General features: G+C 68.4%; 16 protein-coding genes. 2 read left to right on the top strand and 14 right to left on the bottom strand.

Annotation, left to right across the window (positions count from 1 at the left end; translation table 11 throughout):
* Nucleotides 1–29 precede the first annotated feature (29 nt).
* From BMW75_RS02410 to BMW75_RS02380, 7 genes are all read right to left on the bottom strand, one after another.
* Complete coding sequence (locus BMW75_RS02410; RefSeq protein WP_092576186.1) at nt 30–1,163, bottom strand: lactonase family protein; 1,134 nt, start codon at nt 1,161–1,163, stop codon at nt 30–32.
* Complete coding sequence (locus BMW75_RS02405) at nt 1,160–1,972, bottom strand: ATP-binding cassette domain-containing protein (protein WP_092576183.1); 813 nt, start codon at nt 1,970–1,972, stop codon at nt 1,160–1,162. Before BMW75_RS02405 ends, BMW75_RS02410 begins: the two co-directional genes overlap by 4 nt.
* Nucleotides 1,969–2,967, bottom strand: a complete 999-nt coding sequence (locus tag BMW75_RS02400; protein ID WP_092576181.1) for an ABC transporter ATP-binding protein — start codon at nt 2,965–2,967, stop codon at nt 1,969–1,971. Before BMW75_RS02400 ends, BMW75_RS02405 begins: the two co-directional genes overlap by 4 nt.
* Before the next feature lie 4 nt (nt 2,968–2,971).
* On the bottom strand, nt 2,972–3,841 hold the full coding sequence (locus BMW75_RS02395) for an ABC transporter permease (RefSeq protein ID WP_092576178.1): 870 nt from the start codon (nt 3,839–3,841) through the stop codon (nt 2,972–2,974).
* Nucleotides 3,838–4,755: an ABC transporter permease gene (locus BMW75_RS02390; protein ID WP_076520778.1), complete on the bottom strand. Its 918-nt coding sequence runs from the start codon at nt 4,753–4,755 to the stop codon at nt 3,838–3,840. The genes BMW75_RS02395 and BMW75_RS02390 overlap by 4 nt, the downstream gene beginning before the upstream one ends.
* A 105-nt stretch (nt 4,756–4,860) precedes the next feature.
* On the bottom strand, nt 4,861–6,366 hold the full coding sequence (locus BMW75_RS02385; RefSeq protein ID WP_092576176.1) for an ABC transporter substrate-binding protein: 1,506 nt from the start codon (nt 6,364–6,366) through the stop codon (nt 4,861–4,863).
* A 206-nt stretch (nt 6,367–6,572) separates the two neighbouring features.
* Nucleotides 6,573–7,307: a FadR/GntR family transcriptional regulator gene (locus tag BMW75_RS02380; RefSeq protein ID WP_092576173.1), complete on the bottom strand. Its 735-nt coding sequence runs from the start codon at nt 7,305–7,307 to the stop codon at nt 6,573–6,575.
* Between the two features lie 289 nt (nt 7,308–7,596).
* Between BMW75_RS02380 and BMW75_RS02375 the strand changes: the two genes are divergently transcribed.
* On the top strand, nt 7,597–8,193 hold the full coding sequence (locus tag BMW75_RS02375; protein WP_092576171.1) for a DUF4202 domain-containing protein: 597 nt from the start codon (nt 7,597–7,599) through the stop codon (nt 8,191–8,193).
* Nucleotides 8,194–8,277: 84 nt separating this feature from the next.
* On the opposite strand, the gene BMW75_RS02370 is transcribed toward BMW75_RS02375, so the two are convergent.
* The 7 genes from BMW75_RS02370 to BMW75_RS02340 all read right to left on the bottom strand — a co-directional run bounded on the left by BMW75_RS02370 (nt 8,278) and on the right by BMW75_RS02340 (nt 14,886).
* Entirely contained in the window at nt 8,278–8,934 is a 657-nt protein-coding gene (locus tag BMW75_RS02370; protein ID WP_254791920.1) for a ProQ/FinO family protein, read from the bottom strand.
* A gap of 113 nt (nt 8,935–9,047) precedes the next feature.
* Nucleotides 9,048–10,511, bottom strand: a complete 1,464-nt coding sequence (locus BMW75_RS02365) for a hypothetical protein (protein ID WP_092576165.1) — start codon at nt 10,509–10,511, stop codon at nt 9,048–9,050.
* Between the two features lie 218 nt (nt 10,512–10,729).
* Nucleotides 10,730–10,951 (bottom strand): hypothetical protein, encoded by a 222-nt coding sequence (locus BMW75_RS02360; protein WP_076520784.1) that lies wholly within the window; start codon nt 10,949–10,951, stop codon nt 10,730–10,732.
* Nucleotides 10,952–10,959: 8 nt separating this feature from the next.
* A complete protein-coding gene (locus BMW75_RS02355) occupies nt 10,960–11,349 on the bottom strand; it encodes a hypothetical protein (RefSeq protein ID WP_175493067.1) in 390 nt (129 codons plus the stop codon).
* A 154-nt stretch (nt 11,350–11,503) separates the two neighbouring features.
* Nucleotides 11,504–12,310 carry a 4-hydroxy-2-oxoheptanedioate aldolase gene (hpaI, locus tag BMW75_RS02350; protein WP_092576159.1) on the bottom strand — a complete coding sequence of 269 codons (807 nt, stop codon included), beginning with the start codon at nt 12,308–12,310 and terminating at the stop codon, nt 11,504–11,506.
* 23 nt (nt 12,311–12,333) lie between these two features.
* Nucleotides 12,334–13,857, bottom strand: coding sequence for a UxaA family hydrolase (locus BMW75_RS02345; protein WP_092576156.1), 1,524 nt, complete (start codon nt 13,855–13,857; stop codon nt 12,334–12,336).
* A gap of 6 nt (nt 13,858–13,863) precedes the next feature.
* Nucleotides 13,864–14,886 (bottom strand): tripartite tricarboxylate transporter substrate binding protein, encoded by a 1,023-nt coding sequence (locus tag BMW75_RS02340; protein ID WP_092576153.1) that lies wholly within the window; start codon nt 14,884–14,886, stop codon nt 13,864–13,866.
* Between the two features lie 145 nt (nt 14,887–15,031).
* On the opposite strand from BMW75_RS02340, the gene BMW75_RS02335 reads away from it, so the two are divergent.
* Nucleotides 15,032–15,970, top strand: coding sequence for a LysR substrate-binding domain-containing protein (locus BMW75_RS02335; protein WP_076520789.1), 939 nt, complete (start codon nt 15,032–15,034; stop codon nt 15,968–15,970).
* The last annotated feature ends 17 nt before the right edge of the window (nt 15,971–15,987 follow it).

Genomic DNA, 15,987 nt, shown 5'->3' with positions numbered 1-15,987 from the left:
GGTGGAGGGTCGGCGGGGTGCGGCCCCGCTCAATACGATTGCCCCCGCATCGAGGCGGGGTGGCCGGGCAGCGCGACGCGCGTCCCGGTGTCGGACAGGCCGTTGTCTCCCACGGCCAGGACCTGCATGCTGGCGTCGAGGAAATTCCCGACGTACAGAAAGCGGCTATCGGGACTGAAGGCGACGCCCTCGGGCAGCGCGCCGACCTCGATGGCGCCGGCGCGCGTCACGCGCAGCCCGTCGATGCGCAACAGCACGATCTGCCCGCGCGGATGATGGAACCAGGCGCTGGACGGATTGTTCGAGCCCTGCACGATGGCGACCGCCGCGTAGCGCCCGTCCGGGCTGATGGCGATGCCCTCGGGGCCGTCCTCGACCATCACGCGGTCCACCACGCGCGGCGGCGTGCTGGAAAGGTCGACCACGCTGACCGAATCGGCGTGGCCGTCGGAAGCGGTGGCGCTGCCCATGTCGACCACCAGGGCCAGCGCGCCATCGGGCGACACCACGAGATTGAAGGGCACCAGGCCGGTGGTCAGGTCTTCGGACGGGTCGTGGGAAACGCGCGGCGTCGGGCCGCTTTCATCGATATGCAGCACGCCCAGCCGGTGCGTGTCGGTCTTGACCACGAAGGCGCGCCTGCCGTCCGCCGCAAAGGACACGGCGACCACTGCCGTGCCCATGTCGACCTCGCCGCACACGTCGGCCCGGCCGCCGGCCAGGCGCAGCACCGACACCGATCGGCCGGCCTTGTTGGCCACCAGCGCCAGCGTGCCGGCGCGGTTGATCGACAGCCCGGAGGGCTGCAGGCCCGCCTGCAGGGTCTGCACGACGGCGGGCGGCGTGACGGCCAGGTCGATCACGTGGACGTCGCGGCCGGGCGCGGGCTGCCAGCCATTGCCGTCCGCGTGGGGCAGCCATTCCATCGAGTCGGCGATCAGCGCCAACCGTTGGTCGGGCGCCACCGCCAGGTTGACCGGGGGGCCGAACAGCGAGTTCGGCAGCGCCAGCGTCGCGACAAGCGCCGGCGCCGCGGGGTCGGCGTTTGCGTCGAAGATGCTGAGCGTGTCTCGGCCGGGCGCCAGGAAGCGGATCTGGCCGTCGTCCCAGGTGACTTTCTCGTCGTTGCCGACCAAGAGGAAATGCGGGGTGCGCGCGTTCATGCGGCCAGCTCCTGGACTTGCGGCACGGCCAGCGTGGCGCCGATCAGCTGCCGGGTGTAGGGATGCTGGGGCGCGAAATAGACCTGGCCGGCGTCGCCGCGTTCGACCACGCGGCCGCCTTGCAGCACCACGATGTCGTCGGCGATGTGCTGCACCACGGCCAGGTTGTGGCTGATGAAGAGGTAGCCCAGGCCGCGCTCGCGCTGCAGGGCCATGAGCAGGTTCAGGATCTGCGCCTGCACCGACACGTCCAGGGCCGAGGTGGGCTCGTCGCAGATCAGCAGTTGCGGCTCCAGCATCAGGGCGCGGGCGATGGCCACGCGCTGGCGCTGCCCGCCGGAAAGCTCGCGGGGATAGCGGCCGGCAAAGGCCGGCACCAGGCCGACCGCGTCCATCATCCGGCGCACCGATGCGGCGCGCGAGGCCGCATCGCCGATGCCGTGCACGCGCAGCGGCGCGGTCAGGATCTCGCTGATGGTGCGCCGCGGGTTCAGCGACGAATAGGGGTCCTGGAACACCATCTGGATGCGGCGGGCGCGGGTGCGCGCGGGCATCGCGGCCAGCGGCCCGCCGTCCAGCAGCGCCTGGCCGCGCGTGGGCGCCAGCAGGCCCAGCATCAGCTTGGCGATGGTGGATTTGCCGCTGCCGGACTCGCCCACCAGGCCGACGGTGCGGCCGGGTGGCACGTGCAGGTCGATATCGTGCAGGATCCGGGGCGCCGGACGGCGCGAGAACAGGCTGGCGCGGGCGTACTGGAACGACAGCGCATTCAGGCTGATGCCGGTGTGGTGCGTGGCGGGCTGGCTCATGCGGGGACTCCATGGCGCAGGGCGCCGGGTTTCACGCACAGGCAGCGGTGGCCGTCCTGCGTCCGCTGCGGGAAGGGCTGCGCGCAGCGCGGTTCCGCGACCGGGCAGCGTTCCCGGAAGGCGCAGCCGGTGATCGGGGTGTCCAGGGAGGGCACCGCGCCGGAGATCGTGGCCAGGTCGGCCCGGGGCGTCGTGCGCCCGGGCTGTGGAATGCAGTTGAGCAGCATCGAGGTATACGGATGGCTGGGGCGCTCCAGCACCTCGCGCACCGTGCCGCCTTCGACGATGTCGCCGGCGTACATCACGATGACGTGGTCGGCGATGCGCGCCACCAGGCCCATGTCGTGCGAAATGAACACCATGCCCAGGCCGAATTCGGCCTGGATGTCGCGCAGCAGGTCCAGCAGCTCGGCCTGCACCGTGACATCCAGCGCCGTGGTGGGCTCGTCGGCGATCAGCAGGTCCGGGCCGCACATCAGCGCCATCGCGATCATCACGCGCTGGCGCAGGCCGCCGGACAGTTCGAACGGGTACTGGCGCATGCGCTCGCCGGGGTTGGCGATGCCGACGCGGCGCAGCAGGTACTCGGCGCGTTCGGCGGCTTCGCGCCGGCTGACGCGCTTGTGGCGGCGGAGCACGTCGATGAGCTGCGTGCCGATGTTGAACACCGGATTGAGCGACGTCATGGGGTCCTGGAAGATCATGGCGATGCGCGCGCCGCGCAGCTGCGCCAGCGCCGCCGGCGTCAATGCGGACAGGTCCTGGCCGGCGAACTCCAGCCGCGCCACGCGGCGCCGCGCCGCGGCCGGCAGCAGGTCCAGCAGGGCCAGCGCGGTCAGCGACTTGCCGCAGCCGGATTCGCCCACGATGCACAGCGTCTTGCCGCGTTCCAGGGTGAAGTCCACGGCGCGCACCACGTGCTTGGTGTGCGTGGGGGTGTGGATGTCGATGTGCAGGTCCTGGACCCGCAGCAGCGGAGCGTGGGTGGCGGTCATCGGGTCACCCCTTCTTCAGTTGGATGGCGCGCAGGCTTTCGCCGGCGCGGTTCACGCACAGCACCAGCAGGAACAGCACAACGCTGGGAATCACCACCAGCGATGGCTGGAACAGCATGTTTTCCTTGCCCTCGGCGATCATCAGTCCCAGCGAAGGCATCGGCGCCGGCACGCCCAGGCCCAGGAACGACAGGGAGGCTTCCAGCGTGATCGCCATCGCGGCGTCCACCGTGCCGATGATGAGCAGGTTGCCGACCAGATTGGGCAGGATGTCGCGCCAGATGATTTGCAGGTGCGAGCACCCCAGCAGGCGCGAGGCGGTGACGAACTCGGCATTGCGCAGTCCGGCCGCCATGGTGCGCGCGACCAGGGCGTAGCGTTCCCACAGCAGCAGGCCCAGCACCAGCACCACCACGGTGAGCGAGGCGCCCACCACCGACACCACGGCCAGCGCCACCAGGATGATGGGCAACGCCAGCCGCGCCGTGATCAGGAACGAGACGACGCGGTCCACCGCGCCGCCGAAGTAGCCGGCCATGACGCCCAGCGTGGTGCCGATCAGGCCGCCCATCAGCGCCACCGACAAGCCGATCAGCGCCGACACGCGCACGCCGTACAGGGCGCGCGCCAGCACGTCGCGGCCGAGCTGGTCGGTGCCCAGGATGTGGTTCCAGTCGCCGCCTTCGGCCCAGACCGGCTCCTGCAAGCGCGCCAGCAGGTCCTGCGAGTACGGGTCGTGCGGAATCAGGTAGGGGCCGATCAGGCCGGCCAGCACCAGCAGCGCCAGCGCGGCCAGGCCCGCGTTGCGGCCGAAGCGGGCCAGGCGCGCGCCGCGCGGGGCGGCGGGCAGGGGGGAGGCAAGGGTATTGCTCATGACGCGACTCGCACTCGGGGGTCCAGCCAACCGTTGATGAGGTCGGCCGCCAGGGTCAGGACGATGTAGATCAGCGCAAAGATCAGGATCAGCGCCTGCATCGTGGGGAAGTCGCCGCGCAGGATGGACGTCCAGGCCAGCAGGCCGGCGCCATTGATGGCGAAGACGGTTTCGATCACCACGGAGCCGGCCAGCAGCGTGCCCATCTGCGCGGCCGCCAGCGACACCAGCGGGCGCAGCGCATTGCGCAGGGCGTACTTGCCCACCACGCTTGCGCCGCCCAGGCCCATGGCCCGCGCGGTGCGGATGTAGTCGGTGGCCAGCACCGACTCCATCTCGGACTTCATCAGCCGCAGCATCGCCGGCATGGCGAACAGGCCCAGCGCCACGACCGGCATCACGTAATGCTTCCAGGTGTCGAAGCCGGACGCCGGCAGCCATTGGTTGCGCACGCTGAAGACGATGATCAGCAGGAACGCCAGGCAGAAGGGCGGCATCGCCTGCGCGCAGGCGGACAGCATCATCGTGGCCCGGTCGATCAGCGACCCCTTGCGCAGCCCGGCCAGCACGCCCAGCGGAATGGCCAGCAATAGCGCAAACGCCATTGCGGCCAGGCCCAGCTTGGCGGTCGCCGGGAAATGCTGCGCCAGCAGCTCGGCAACGGGCCGGCTGAAGTACAGGCTGTCGCCGAAGTCGCCGCGCACGACGCCGGCCAGCCAGCGTCCGTACTGCGTCAGGATGGGATCGTCAAAGCCGTGCAGTTGCGACAGGCGGGCGGCGTCGGCCGCGCTGCCTTCGCCGGCCAGGCGCGCGGCGGGGTTGCCGGACGCGAACACCAGCGAAAAGCTGATCAGCGACACGAACACCACCAACAAGGCGGCGACGAACAAGCGGCGGAACAGGAATGCAATCATGGGTCAACCTTTGTCCTCTGGCGCGGGCGCGCAGCGCTCCGCCCGGACGCACGGAACGTCCGGATCGGAAGGGGCTATGCGCGCCGGCGCGGCCGGCAGGCCGTATCAGTTCCAGGCGGCCTTGTAGAAGCGCGGGAACTCGTCGCCGTCGACCGAGAAGTTCAGGTCCTTGGCCTGCACGGCGTTGAGCGAGTGGTTCCACAGCGGTACCCAGTAGGCCTGTTCGGCCACGATCTTCAGGGCCGCCGCGTAGTTCTTCGCGCGCACGTCGCGGTCCACGGTGGTGTCCGCGGTTTGCAGGTGCTTGATGACCTCGGGGTTCCTGGCCTGGTCGTCCGGACCGCCGCGGAAGAAGTTGCTGGTGGACAGCGCGGCGTCGGCGATGCCGTAAGAGCCCCAGTTGGACGACAGCATGGCGATCTTGCCGTCGCGCCAGTTGGTCATGGCGGTGCCGTATTGCTGCTCGACCAGGTTGAGCTTGATGCCGGCCTTGGCCATCTGCGCGGCGGCGGCGTCCAGGATGGCGCGCGGCGGGGCGGAGATCACCAGGTCCAGCGTGACGCCGTTGGGATAGCCGGCCTGCGCCAGCAATTGTTTGGCGCGGGCGGGATCGAACTTGTAGGTCTGGACGTCGCTCGCGCAGCCGAACTGGGCCGGATTGCAGGCGGCGTTGATGACCTTGGATGCGCCGCCGACCAGCGCCTTGCGGATCGCTTCGCGGTCGATCGCGTAGTTGATCGCCTGGCGGACTTCCTGCTTGGCCAGCGGCGACTTGCCGTCGTCAAAACGCGGATTCAGCGAGATGTAGCTGATTCGCATGATGCTGCTGCTCTTGACCGTGACGGACGGCGTCTTTTCCATGCGCTTGGCCACGTCAGGCGGTACGCGCCAGATCCAGTCCAGGCCGCCCGACAGCAGCTCGGCGTATTGCGTGTTCGCGTCCGGCAGCACCCGCACGACCAGCGTCTTCACGGCGGGCTTGGGGCCGAAGTAATCCTCGTAGCGCTCGTAGACGTAGCGGCTGCCGGGCTGGCTTTCCACCAGGCGGTAGGGACCGGTGCCGATGGGCTTGGCGCCCATGTCGGACTGGTTGGCCTCGTAGTACTTGCGCGGGTAGATCGGCAGGTTCTCCGACAGCATTTCCAGCGCCAGCGGGTAGGGCGTCTTCATCTTGATGCGTACCGTGTCGTCCGACGCCTTCTCGGCCTTGGCGATCCACGCCACCTGGTTCTGGAAGCGCGCCTTGTAGCCTTCCGAGGACACCAGGTTCAGCGTGTACAGCACGTCGTCGATGGTCAGGAGCGATCCGTCGTGAAACTTCACGTCCTTGCGGATCGGCAGTTCGATGGTCGTGTCGTCGATGAACTTGTAGCCGGTCGCGATGGCCGGCCCGAATTCGCCCGTGTCCTGGTTTTTCTGCAGCAGCCCCGAGAAGACCATGCGCGCGAGCGCCAGGCCGGGACGGTCCGATTCCTTGTACGCGTCCAACGTGGCGGGCGCCGCGTCAAAGGCGATGTTGAGGGAGTTGTCAGCCTTGTTGGCCTGGGCGGCATGGGCGCCTAGCGCCAATAGCGCCGCGCTTACGAGCTTCACGGTACGGGTCAGCTGCATGTTTTCACCTTGATATGTTTTAAGTATGTGTCTGGGACTTCGGGGACTGCGGGGACTGCTGGGACTGCGGGTGCTGCAAATCGACAGGCAAGCCGCTCCCCTGGCCGCGGGCGGCGCCATCAGGCGCCGGCGGTGCATGCACGGTCGGTGGGGAGGTCGCCGGCGCGTTCGCGCGCCGGGCTGCACAGGGTTAGCGGGGCGTCAGGTCATCGCATTCCGACGCTGCCGAAGTCTTCCCGCAGGCGCGCCAGGATGCCGACCAGATGGTCATGCATGGCGTGTCGCGCGCGGATGGGATCACGGTCGACGATGGCCGCGAGAATGCGTTCATGTTCCTTCTGGGCTTCGATCCACACCTTGGTGGTCACGAAGTGTTCTTCCAGGCGATGGAATACCGGGCTCAGCGTGCTGAGATGCCAGATATGCGAAATGGCGGCCGCCAGCGCGGCGTTGCCGCAGGCCGCCGCGATCGCGCCGTGGAAGGCGCGGTCGTGGATGCTGGGCGATTCGGTCAGCGACATGCCTTCATGCGCGGCGCGGATCGCGGCAATCTGGGCGGGCGACGCCTTCTGCGCGGCCAGCGCGGCGCATTCGGGTTCGATCAGCAGGCGCGTCTCAAGCAGGTCGAAGGGGCCGATGTCGGTGGCTTCGACGCCATTGGCTTCAGGCGGCGCCTCGCGCGTTTCGCGGTACTGGCCGTCTTCCCGCGCCGGGCAGACGAACACGCCCGTTCCCACGCGCACCTCGACATAGCCTTGGATCTCAAGCGCAATCAGCGCTTCGCGCACGGACGCGCGGCTTACCTGGAGTTGCTCGGCCAGTTCACGCTCGGCGGGCAACCGGCCGCCCGCGGGGAAGTCGCCCGCCTTGATGCGCGCGGCGATCTGGTCGGCAATCATGCGGTAAAGGCGGGTGGAGGCGACGGCCTGCAGAGATGTCATTGTCTTTGGATGAGGTTGAACTGGGGTGTAGAGCGTAATGGGTTCCGGGCCTCGGTGTCTTGCACGGCATTGCAGGATCGGTAAGGTGCCTGGATGCCTGATGGTCCAGTGGTCAGGCCACTGGACGCAATGTACCGGACGAGAACGGCGTTGGGAACGGGGCAAATGCGCTTTTCGGCGGTTTTCAGGGAAAACCACTAGCGCCGAATCGGCCCCGGTATGATGAATTCCCTCCAACCACAGAACCCGCGAACGGCGGCGTTTCGCCGTCCCATTGGAAGCCCCACGCATGAGAGACCGCCTGCAACAGACCCTGCGCCGCTTTGACGACTACAACGCCGCCGATCCCAATGCATTCGAATGGGAAGGCCACGCCTGTCCGCAGGAGCTGTTTCTTGCGCAGAAGCTGCACGAATGGGTGATGAAGCTGGCGCCGGAGGCTTCCGAAGCGCTGATCCTGGCGTCGCGCTGCCAGCACATCGGCCGCTGGGAGATCGCGCGGGACAGCTATCCCGAAGGCCGCGTGGGCTACCTGACGTGGCGCAAGGCGCTGGCGCGGCATCACGCGCACATTGCGCAGGCCATCATGAAAGAGACCGGCTACGCACCCGAGGACTGCGAGCGCGTAACGGCGATCCTGATGAAGCAGGGGATCAAGCAGGATCCGGACGTGCAGGTGATGGAAAACGCGCTGTGCCTCGTGTTCCTGCAGTATCAGTACGAGGCCTTCCATCCGGCCCACAAGGACAAGATCGTCGAGATCCTGCGCAAATCCTTGTTGAAGATGGATGACGCGGGCCACCAGCAGGCGCTGACGCTGCCGTTTTCGACGGTGGGGATGGGATACCTCAAGCAGGCGATCGCCGCGGTCGAAGCCGGGCGCTAGACGCCGCACCCACGCAAACAGGCCTGCGGCAGGCCGGGATGCGATTCCCGGCCTGCCGCAGGCCTGTCTTGCCGTTGGACCGGCTTATTCGGCGGGTGCTTCAGGCGCCGTGTCAGCGGGCGCGGCGGTGGCGGGTGCCTCGTCGGTGGATGCCGGCGCTTCGGCCGCAGCCGCCTGGGCCTTCTTTTCGGCGCGCACGCGCGCGGCGTTGCGCGACGCATTGCGCGATGCCATGCGCTTGGCGTGACGGGCCTCGTTGGCCGTCACGGCGCCGGCGGGTTCGCCGTTCAGATCGACGCGCGGGGCGTTCTCGACCATGCTGGTCCAATAGCGGCGGCCATCGCACCAGGTCTTGACCGCTTCCTTGATCTGCGCCTCGTCGAGCTGCAATTGTTCGGCATGTTGCACCAGGTCCGCCAGCACGCCGAGCTTGAGCGGAAGCTTGGGCGCGGGGTTCTTGGGGAAGGCCTTGGGAAAGTGGCGCTGCAGGCGCGAGATCGCGACCACGACGGGGTCGACCGGCGTGTCGCGCTTTTCGGGGCGCGGGGCGCGCTGGCCCTTGTCGCCGCCTTGCGCGCGCTGGCTCTTGTCGCCCTTTTGCGGACGCGGACCCTTGGCGGCGCCCTGCGGGCGGCGCGGCTTGTCTGCGTCTTGCGGACGCGATTCTTTCTTGGAGCCCGCCTTGTCAGGCGACTGCTTGATGAGCAATTCCCGGATGGCGGCTAACTGTTCTAGTCCCATGTGCTACACAAAAAAAAGGTTGAAGCCGCGAGCGTGTCCGCTACGCCGCCAGTTGTCGGCCTTCCAGCACCGTTAATGCCGGTACGGCGCTGGATTTCCGCCCAGGAAAACCGCTACCCGGCAACGACCACGAGCAGCGCCAGCGACAGCAAAATGCCGAACGCGGCCAGGGCAAACGGCAGTAGTAGAACATACACGCCGCGTTCCTGCCCCCGGCCATGGGCCAGACCGGCCGCTATCGACATCCGGACCGGCGAAAAAATCCCCATGGACGTGCCCGATACATGCAGCAGCGCGGCCGCTGCCGGCACGCTCAGGCCGGCCTGAAGCGCTAATGATAGCTGGGACGGCATGAAGAGGCTGTTCGGCGCATTGCCGCTGTTGGCCAGGATGCCGAAGGCGCCGGCCAGGAGCGGCGTGATCAGGATAGTCCAGTCGCGCAGGCTGGAAAATAGGCCGTTGGCATAAGCCTGCGAGATGCCGGCGCCCGCCAGCGCCTCGGCCATCATGGCGAACAGAAAGACCGACAGCACGGCATGGCGCCCCGTCATCCAGGCGGCGCGCGCCTGCGCGGCGAGCGCGCCGCGACCGGACTGCCATGCCGCCATGACCAGCGCGCCGGCGATCAGCCAGCTGCCGGCATGCAGGAAGGGCATCCAGGCGGGCAGGTCCGCATACGGGCGCAGGTCGGCCAGGCCGGCAAGGCCGCGATTGAGCGCCGTCAACAGGCGCGTGGCCACCAACCACGCAATGAGGACGATGTAAGGCAGCGCGCGGCGCGCCGCGGCCAGCGCCTGCGCGAAGTCGGGCTTGCGGTCGGCCAGGAAGCGCAGCACGATCAGCGGGCCGTATGCCGCCAGCAGGGCCGTCTCCGGCCCCAGCAATGCCGTCGCAGCGGCCAGCGCGGCCAGGCTCGCGGCCATCCAGCCGGCTTCGCGCCCCAGTTCCGAGGCAGGCGCATGTATTCCCGCGCGCTGGGCGGTGCGCCAGTAAAGCGCCATCCAGACCAGCATCAGCAGCGTCACGGGCGCCATGCTGTAGAGCGCGAGCTGCGTCGGCGGAACGCGCGCATAAGCCGATGCGAGCAGCGTGCCGCTGCCCATTGCGCCCCAAGGGATCAGGGTCTGGCTGAGCAGCGCGAACACCATGGTGTCGCGCGGCTTCAGGTCGAGCGGGCGGATCAGCATGACGGTGCCCAGCATGCCCACGCCAAAGCCGGTCGCGGACTCGGCGAACGGCCCGACCAGGAAACAGGCAAAGAACAGCAGCCTGCGACGCGCGATCGGATCGGGCCGCGCCGCCTCGCCCGGCCCGCCTTGCGGCGCACGTCCTTGCGCCGCCATCTGCCAGAACAGCAGGCCGCCCAGAATGTAGGGGGTAATGATCCACCCGATCCAGAGCCCGCGTTTCAACGCCTGGGCGAGCTGGGGCAGGTCGAACGGCGCGGGCGCGGCGAACAGCGCCACGGGCAGGGTCGCCAACAGGCCCAGCACCGCCGCGATGGTCGTGTTGACGCGCCCGCTGGCGATCGCCGCGATCACGGTCAACGCGGGAAGGGACCACAGTAGAACCATCATGGAAGTGACGCCTGCATCGCGTTGGGTGGGTTGGCGGCGCAAAGCGTAGCAGTCTACGCCGAGCGCGGGCAGGCGGACAGGCGGATTGGCGGGAGGCGGGAGGCGGGATACGGGATGCGGGATGCGTGGGGCGCACGCAAGACTCGGACAAAAAAACGCCGGCTGGCGCTTGTGCGCGAGCCGGCGCGTTGTTGGGGGAAGGAAGCGCGGCGGGTTTCTTACTGATTGGCGCCGCGGATGTTGCCCGCGATACCGCCGGCAGCGCCGCCGATCGCGGCGCCAGTCCATGCGCTGCCGCCCGCGATGGCGGCAATGCCGGCGCCCGCCGCGGCGCCCATCAGGCCGCCCGTGACGGTGCCTTGCTGTTCCTTGGTCATGTTGGTGCAGGCGGCCAGCGATGCCATCGCGATGGCCACGCCTATCGTACGAATCGTTTTCATGGCGGCTCCTAGGGGGTACGTTTCGTCTTCGTGGCGGGCATGACGATCTCGAACCAGATGGTCTCCACGACGGGACGATCCAATTGGCCCGGATTGGCCGCGTACCAGCGGTCCAGCGTGTCGCGCACCGAGTCCAGCGTCTGGTTCTGAAGCCCCATGGAGAACTTCGGCACCAGGGTCTGGGAGTCCGGCACGGCCCGGCGCTGCTGATAGGCCCGTTCGACTTCGAGGACGTTCGCCATGCCCAGCAAATAGGCCTTTTTGAGGTTGGCGTCCGATTCGGTCCAATGCTTGCCGGTGATGATCGGGGCGGGTTCGGAGGGGGCGGCCGTGACAGCAGCCCCGAACAGCATCGAGACGGCCAGGGTTGCTGGGCCAAGCAGGTGTTTTACTCGCATCGCATCGCTCCTTTGGCGGAACAAAAGATAGAAAAACAACCTTCGCGCGCGATCCGGGCGGACGAATCGTGATGGCCGATCGAAAAGCGGTACTGATCAATTTATGCCTGAATGCCTGGGCGTGCAAGACCAGATTGCAGGCCGGCCGGGGGGCTCAGTACGCGGCGGACGCGGCCGGCGCGGGGTCGCCGGGACCGGACGACAGGAAGCTGGCCGCGAGCCGGCGCGCGCTGTTTGCGTACAGCAGCACGTCCACGCCCACCGCCACGAATGCGCATCCCAGCTCCAGGTAGCGGAGCGCGAGCGCGGGGTCGGACGTCAGCGTGCCGGCCGCCTTGCCGCGCGCGATGATGACACGCATGGCGCGTTCGATGGCCGCCTGCACCTCGGGATGGCCCGGCCGGCCCCGGTACCCCATCGAGGCCGCCAGGTCGGCGGGGCCGATGAACACGCCATCCACGCCCGGCACGTCGCAGATTGCCTCCAGGTTGGCCAGGGCCTGCACCGATTCCGCCTGCACCAGCAGGCAGACCTCGTCATCGGCGACCTCCAGGTAGTCCGCACGGGCGCTCCAGCGCGACGCGCGGCCCACCGCGCTGCCGACACCGCGCACGCCGTGCGGCGGGTAGCGCGTGGCGGCGACCAGCGCGCGCGCCTGCTCGGCGGTGTCCACCATCGGCACCAGCAGGTTCTTCGCGCCGATGTCCAGCATCTGCTTGATGAGGGCCGTTTCGCCGCTGACCACGCGCACCACGGGCTGCGAGCGGTAGGGCGCCACCGCCTGCAAGGCGGCGAGCGTGCCGCGCAGGTCATTGGGCGCGTGTTCGCCGTCGATGAGCAGCCAGTCAAAGCCCGCGGTCGCGGAGACCTCGGCCAGATAGGGATCGGCCATGGAGAGCCACAGGCCCACCTGGGGCTGGCCAGCGACCAGGGCTGATTTGAAGGAATTGTGTGCCGGCATGCGGGAGGGTTCCTGATGTGGGATCAACTGACGATGCCCAGGTGCCAGGGCACGAACTCGTGGTTGCCCAGGCCCAGCGCTTCGCTTTTGGTGGGCGCGCCCGAGGCGGCGCGCAGGATGTGGTCAAAGATGCGCTGCCCCATCTGCCCGATGTCCAGTTCGCCATCGAGCACGGCGCCGCAATTGATGTCCATGTCTTCGTGCAGCCGCGCGTACATCGCGCTGTTGCTCGCAAGCTTGAGCGTGGGCGCGGGCTTGGAGCCGAACATCGACCCGCGGCCCGTGGTAAAGCAGATCAGGTTGGCGCCGCTCGCGATCTGGCCGGTGACGGCCACCGGGTCGTAGCCCGGCGAATCCATGAAGACCAGGCCGGCACAGTCGATCGGTTCGGCGTATTCGTACACGGCCTGCAGCGGCGTGGTGCCGCCTTTCATGGCCGACCCCAGCGATTTTTCGAAGATGTTGGCCAGGCCGCCTTGCTGGTTGCCGTGGCCGACGACGCCGTTGAACTGCGCGTTCTGGCCCGCGGTGTAGGTCTCCCACCAGGCCAGCCGGTCCAGCAGCTTCTGGCCAACTTCCGGCGTGACGGCGCGGCGGGTCAGCATGTATTCCACGCCGTGGATTTCCGGCGTTTCCGACAGGATCGCCGTGCCGCCGTGGCGCACCAGGATATCCATGGCGGCGCCCAGCGCGGGATTGGCCGTAATGGCGGAATACCCGTCGGAGCCGCCGCACTCCAGGCCGATCTTCAGATGGCTCGCCGGCACGTTGCTGCGCCGGGCCGCATCGGCCTGCGGCAGCAGCTCCTCGATGGCGCGGATGCCGGCCTCGATCGTGGCGCGCGTGCCGCCCGTCTCCTGCATCACCAGCGTGCGCACGCGCGCGTCGTCCGCCAGGTGCTGCGATTCGATCAATGAAGCGACCTGGTTGCGCTCGCAGCCCAGTCCCACGATCAGCACGGCCGCCAGGTTGGGATGGCGCGCATAACCCGCCAGCGTGCGCCGCAGCACGTCGAAATGCTCGCTGGGCGAAGACATGCCGCAGCCGCTCGTCTGGGCGAACGCCGCCACCCCGTCCACGTTGGGATACGCAGCCAGGCGTTCGGGCGTGAAATGCTGCGCGATATGGTGGATCACCGTCGCCGAACAGTTGACCGAGGCCAGGATGCCGATGAAATTGCGCGTTCCCACCCGCCCGTCGGCCCGCACAAAGCCCTGGAACGTGGCACGCTCGGCTTCGGGCAGCAGCGCGACTGGCCGCGCGTCGCGGCAGAACGCCGGGTCGCGCTCGAAGTCCGCCAGCGCAAGGTTGTGCGCATGCACGTGGTCGCCCGCTTCGATATCGCGGGCCGCCACGCCGATGATGGCGTCGTACTTGCGCACCGGGGTGCCGGCCGGGATGCGGCAGGCGGCGATCTTGTGCCCGCCCGGCACCTGCGCCCGCACGCGCAGCCCCAGCGCCGGGATGTGCATGCCCAGCGCCAGGGCCTGCCTGGCGACCAGGACATTGTCGTTGGCGTGCAGCCGGATCAAAGGGTTGGAATTCACCGTGGATCAGCCTTTCTGCAGCATTTCTTTCAGTTTCAGGCGCGCGATCAGCGCGGTCTCCTGCTGGTAGACGGCGGCGATGTAGGCCTGGTAGTCGGGACCGTCCAGGTACATCACCGGCGCATCGATCCGGTCGGCCACCTGCTTGAAGGCGTCGCTCTTGACCGCGGTGCGGAACGCGTCGCGCAGCTTTTGCTCGACGGCGGGATCCAGGCCCTTGGGCGCGCCGATGCCGTTCGGCGCCTCGACCACCACGCCGTAGCCCAATTCCTTGAGGGTGGGCGTATCCGGAAAGCGCGCCGTGCGCGACTCGCCCCAGGTCGCCAGCAGGCGCAGCTTGCCGGATTCGACGTGCGGCGCCCACGAACTGGAATCGGCCAGCAGATCGATCTGGCCGCCCAGCACATCCTGCAGCGCCGCTGCGCCGCCCTTGTAGGCAATAGCGTTAAAGCGCACGCCCGCCGCCATGGCGAATTCCTCCATGCCGACATGGGTCGCGCCGCCGATACCGGCGTGTCCGTAGGTCAGCCTTCCGGGGTTGGCCTTGGCATGCGCCACGACGTCCTTCAAGGTCTTGAAGGGGGATGTGGCCAGCACGGCGATGCCGAAGGTCTGCCCGGAGGTCCGGGCCAGATAGGTGAGTTCGCTGCGGGGATCGAGCTGCAGCAGTCCCAATTGCGAAAAGCGCGTGACCGAGATCGGAATCTGGCCGATGGTGTAGCCGTCGGGCTGGGCCTGCGACAGCGACTTGGTGCCGATCATGCCCGAGGCGCCGGCGCGGTTCTCGACCACGATGGATTGGCCCAGGACGCCTGACGCGACCTGGCACAGGGCGCGCATGGACTGGTCGGCCGTGCCGCCGACCGGCCAGGGACAGATGAAAGTGATGGGCCGCTGCGGATAGCCGGCGGCGCGGGCCGCCAAGGGCGTCAGCAGGCCGACGGCGCCGGTGCCGGCCGCCGCGCCCAGGCATGCCGCGCTGGCCAGAAGCCTGCGCCTGCGCAGGTCAGGGGTGGGGATGTGCCTCATGGTTTGTCTCCGGGTGTCGTTGTTATGGGGCTCGCCGGCCAGGCTTCAGGGGCGGCCTGAACCTATTCTCGTGAGCTTAAACATAACAATCCAATAGAATTGGCTCATCGCTTGATAACCCTAATGGTATGTATCGGGAGCCTGCATGGCGCACCTGGACCGTGTGTTTCGCTCGAACCTCAAATTGCGGCATCTGCAGCTGGTCGTGGCGCTGGACGAATTCCGGCACTTGGGCAGGACGGCCGAGTTCATGGCCGTCAGCCAGCCGGCCGTCTCGCGCATGCTGTCCGAGGTCGAGTCCATGCTGGGCCTTTCGCTGTTCGAGCGGTCCGTGCGCGGCACGGAACCGACGGAAGCGGGCGCCGCGGTGGTGCGCTTTGCGCGCGGCGTGCTGGCGCAGTACGCGCGGACCCGCGATGAGATCGATGCGGCGGCCAGCGGTGCCGCTGGCAAGACGCGGGTAGGGGCGATGGCGGTCGCGCTGCCGGTGCTGCTGGCGCGCGCGGTGCAGGCCCTGAAGGCGCGTTCGGCGCGCGCGACCGTGCAGATCGAGGAGGGGGACCTGACCCACCTGCTGCCCAAGCTGCGGCTCGGCGAGCTGGACCTGTTCGTGGGCCGGCTGGAGCCAGGCTATGCGGCGCCCGACCTGCAGACCGAGGCCCTGTTCGAGGAACCGATGGTGGTTGTCGCCGCGCCGGGCAGCAAGCTGGCGGGCGCGGCCGCGCCGGCATGGGCGGACTTGGCGGCGATGCCCTGCGTAATGCCGCCGCCCTGGGCGTCGTTGCGGGTGAAGCTGGAGCAGCAGTTCCACCGCCATGGCCTGGAGCCGTCGCCCGACCTGATGGAGACCTCGTCCTATCTCGCCACGCTGACCTTCGTGCGCGAGCGCAACGCGGTCGGATTTCTGGCCCGGTCTGCCGCGCGCAGCTTTGAAAGCCAGGGGCTGTGCCGGATTCTGGATGTGCCGTTGACGTTGGGGCTTCCGCCCGTGGGGATCATCACGCTGCGCGAAGCCGGCTTGCCGGCGGGCAGCGCGCAGTTGATCGAATGCCTGAGGCAAGCCGCGGCGGACGGCGCCGGATAGCCCGGCGCGCGTCCGCC

The organism is Achromobacter sp. NFACC18-2, assembly GCF_900108985.1.
Classification (GTDB): Bacteria; Pseudomonadota; Gammaproteobacteria; order Burkholderiales; family Burkholderiaceae_B; genus Achromobacter.
The sequence above is the reverse complement of the archived record's forward strand: the minus strand, read 5'-3'. Positions and strand labels throughout refer to the sequence as shown.

Coding starts and splice junctions, on each gene's coding strand:
- BMW75_RS02355 (WP_175493067.1), bottom strand. CDS start 11,349: ATGCGAGTAAAACACCTGCTTGGCCCAGCAACCCTGGCCGTCTCGATG.
- BMW75_RS02335 (WP_076520789.1), top strand. CDS start 15,032: ATGGCGCACCTGGACCGTGTGTTTCGCTCGAACCTCAAATTGCGGCAT.
- BMW75_RS02395 (WP_092576178.1), bottom strand. CDS start 3,841: ATGAGCAATACCCTTGCCTCCCCCCTGCCCGCCGCCCCGCGCGGCGCG.
- BMW75_RS02340 (WP_092576153.1), bottom strand. CDS start 14,886: ATGAGGCACATCCCCACCCCTGACCTGCGCAGGCGCAGGCTTCTGGCC.
- BMW75_RS02360 (WP_076520784.1), bottom strand. CDS start 10,951: ATGAAAACGATTCGTACGATAGGCGTGGCCATCGCGATGGCATCGCTG.
- BMW75_RS02400 (WP_092576181.1), bottom strand. CDS start 2,967: ATGACCGCCACCCACGCTCCGCTGCTGCGGGTCCAGGACCTGCACATC.
- hpaI (WP_092576159.1), bottom strand. CDS start 12,310: ATGCCGGCACACAATTCCTTCAAATCAGCCCTGGTCGCTGGCCAGCCC.
- BMW75_RS02410 (WP_092576186.1), bottom strand. CDS start 1,163: ATGAACGCGCGCACCCCGCATTTCCTCTTGGTCGGCAACGACGAGAAA.
- BMW75_RS02380 (WP_092576173.1), bottom strand. CDS start 7,307: ATGACATCTCTGCAGGCCGTCGCCTCCACCCGCCTTTACCGCATGATT.
- BMW75_RS02385 (WP_092576176.1), bottom strand. CDS start 6,366: ATGCAGCTGACCCGTACCGTGAAGCTCGTAAGCGCGGCGCTATTGGCG.
- BMW75_RS02365 (WP_092576165.1), bottom strand. CDS start 10,511: ATGATGGTTCTACTGTGGTCCCTTCCCGCGTTGACCGTGATCGCGGCG.
- BMW75_RS02370 (WP_254791920.1), bottom strand. CDS start 8,934: ATGGGACTAGAACAGTTAGCCGCCATCCGGGAATTGCTCATCAAGCAG.
- BMW75_RS02390 (WP_076520778.1), bottom strand. CDS start 4,755: ATGATTGCATTCCTGTTCCGCCGCTTGTTCGTCGCCGCCTTGTTGGTG.
- BMW75_RS02375 (WP_092576171.1), top strand. CDS start 7,597: ATGAGAGACCGCCTGCAACAGACCCTGCGCCGCTTTGACGACTACAAC.
- BMW75_RS02405 (WP_092576183.1), bottom strand. CDS start 1,972: ATGAGCCAGCCCGCCACGCACCACACCGGCATCAGCCTGAATGCGCTG.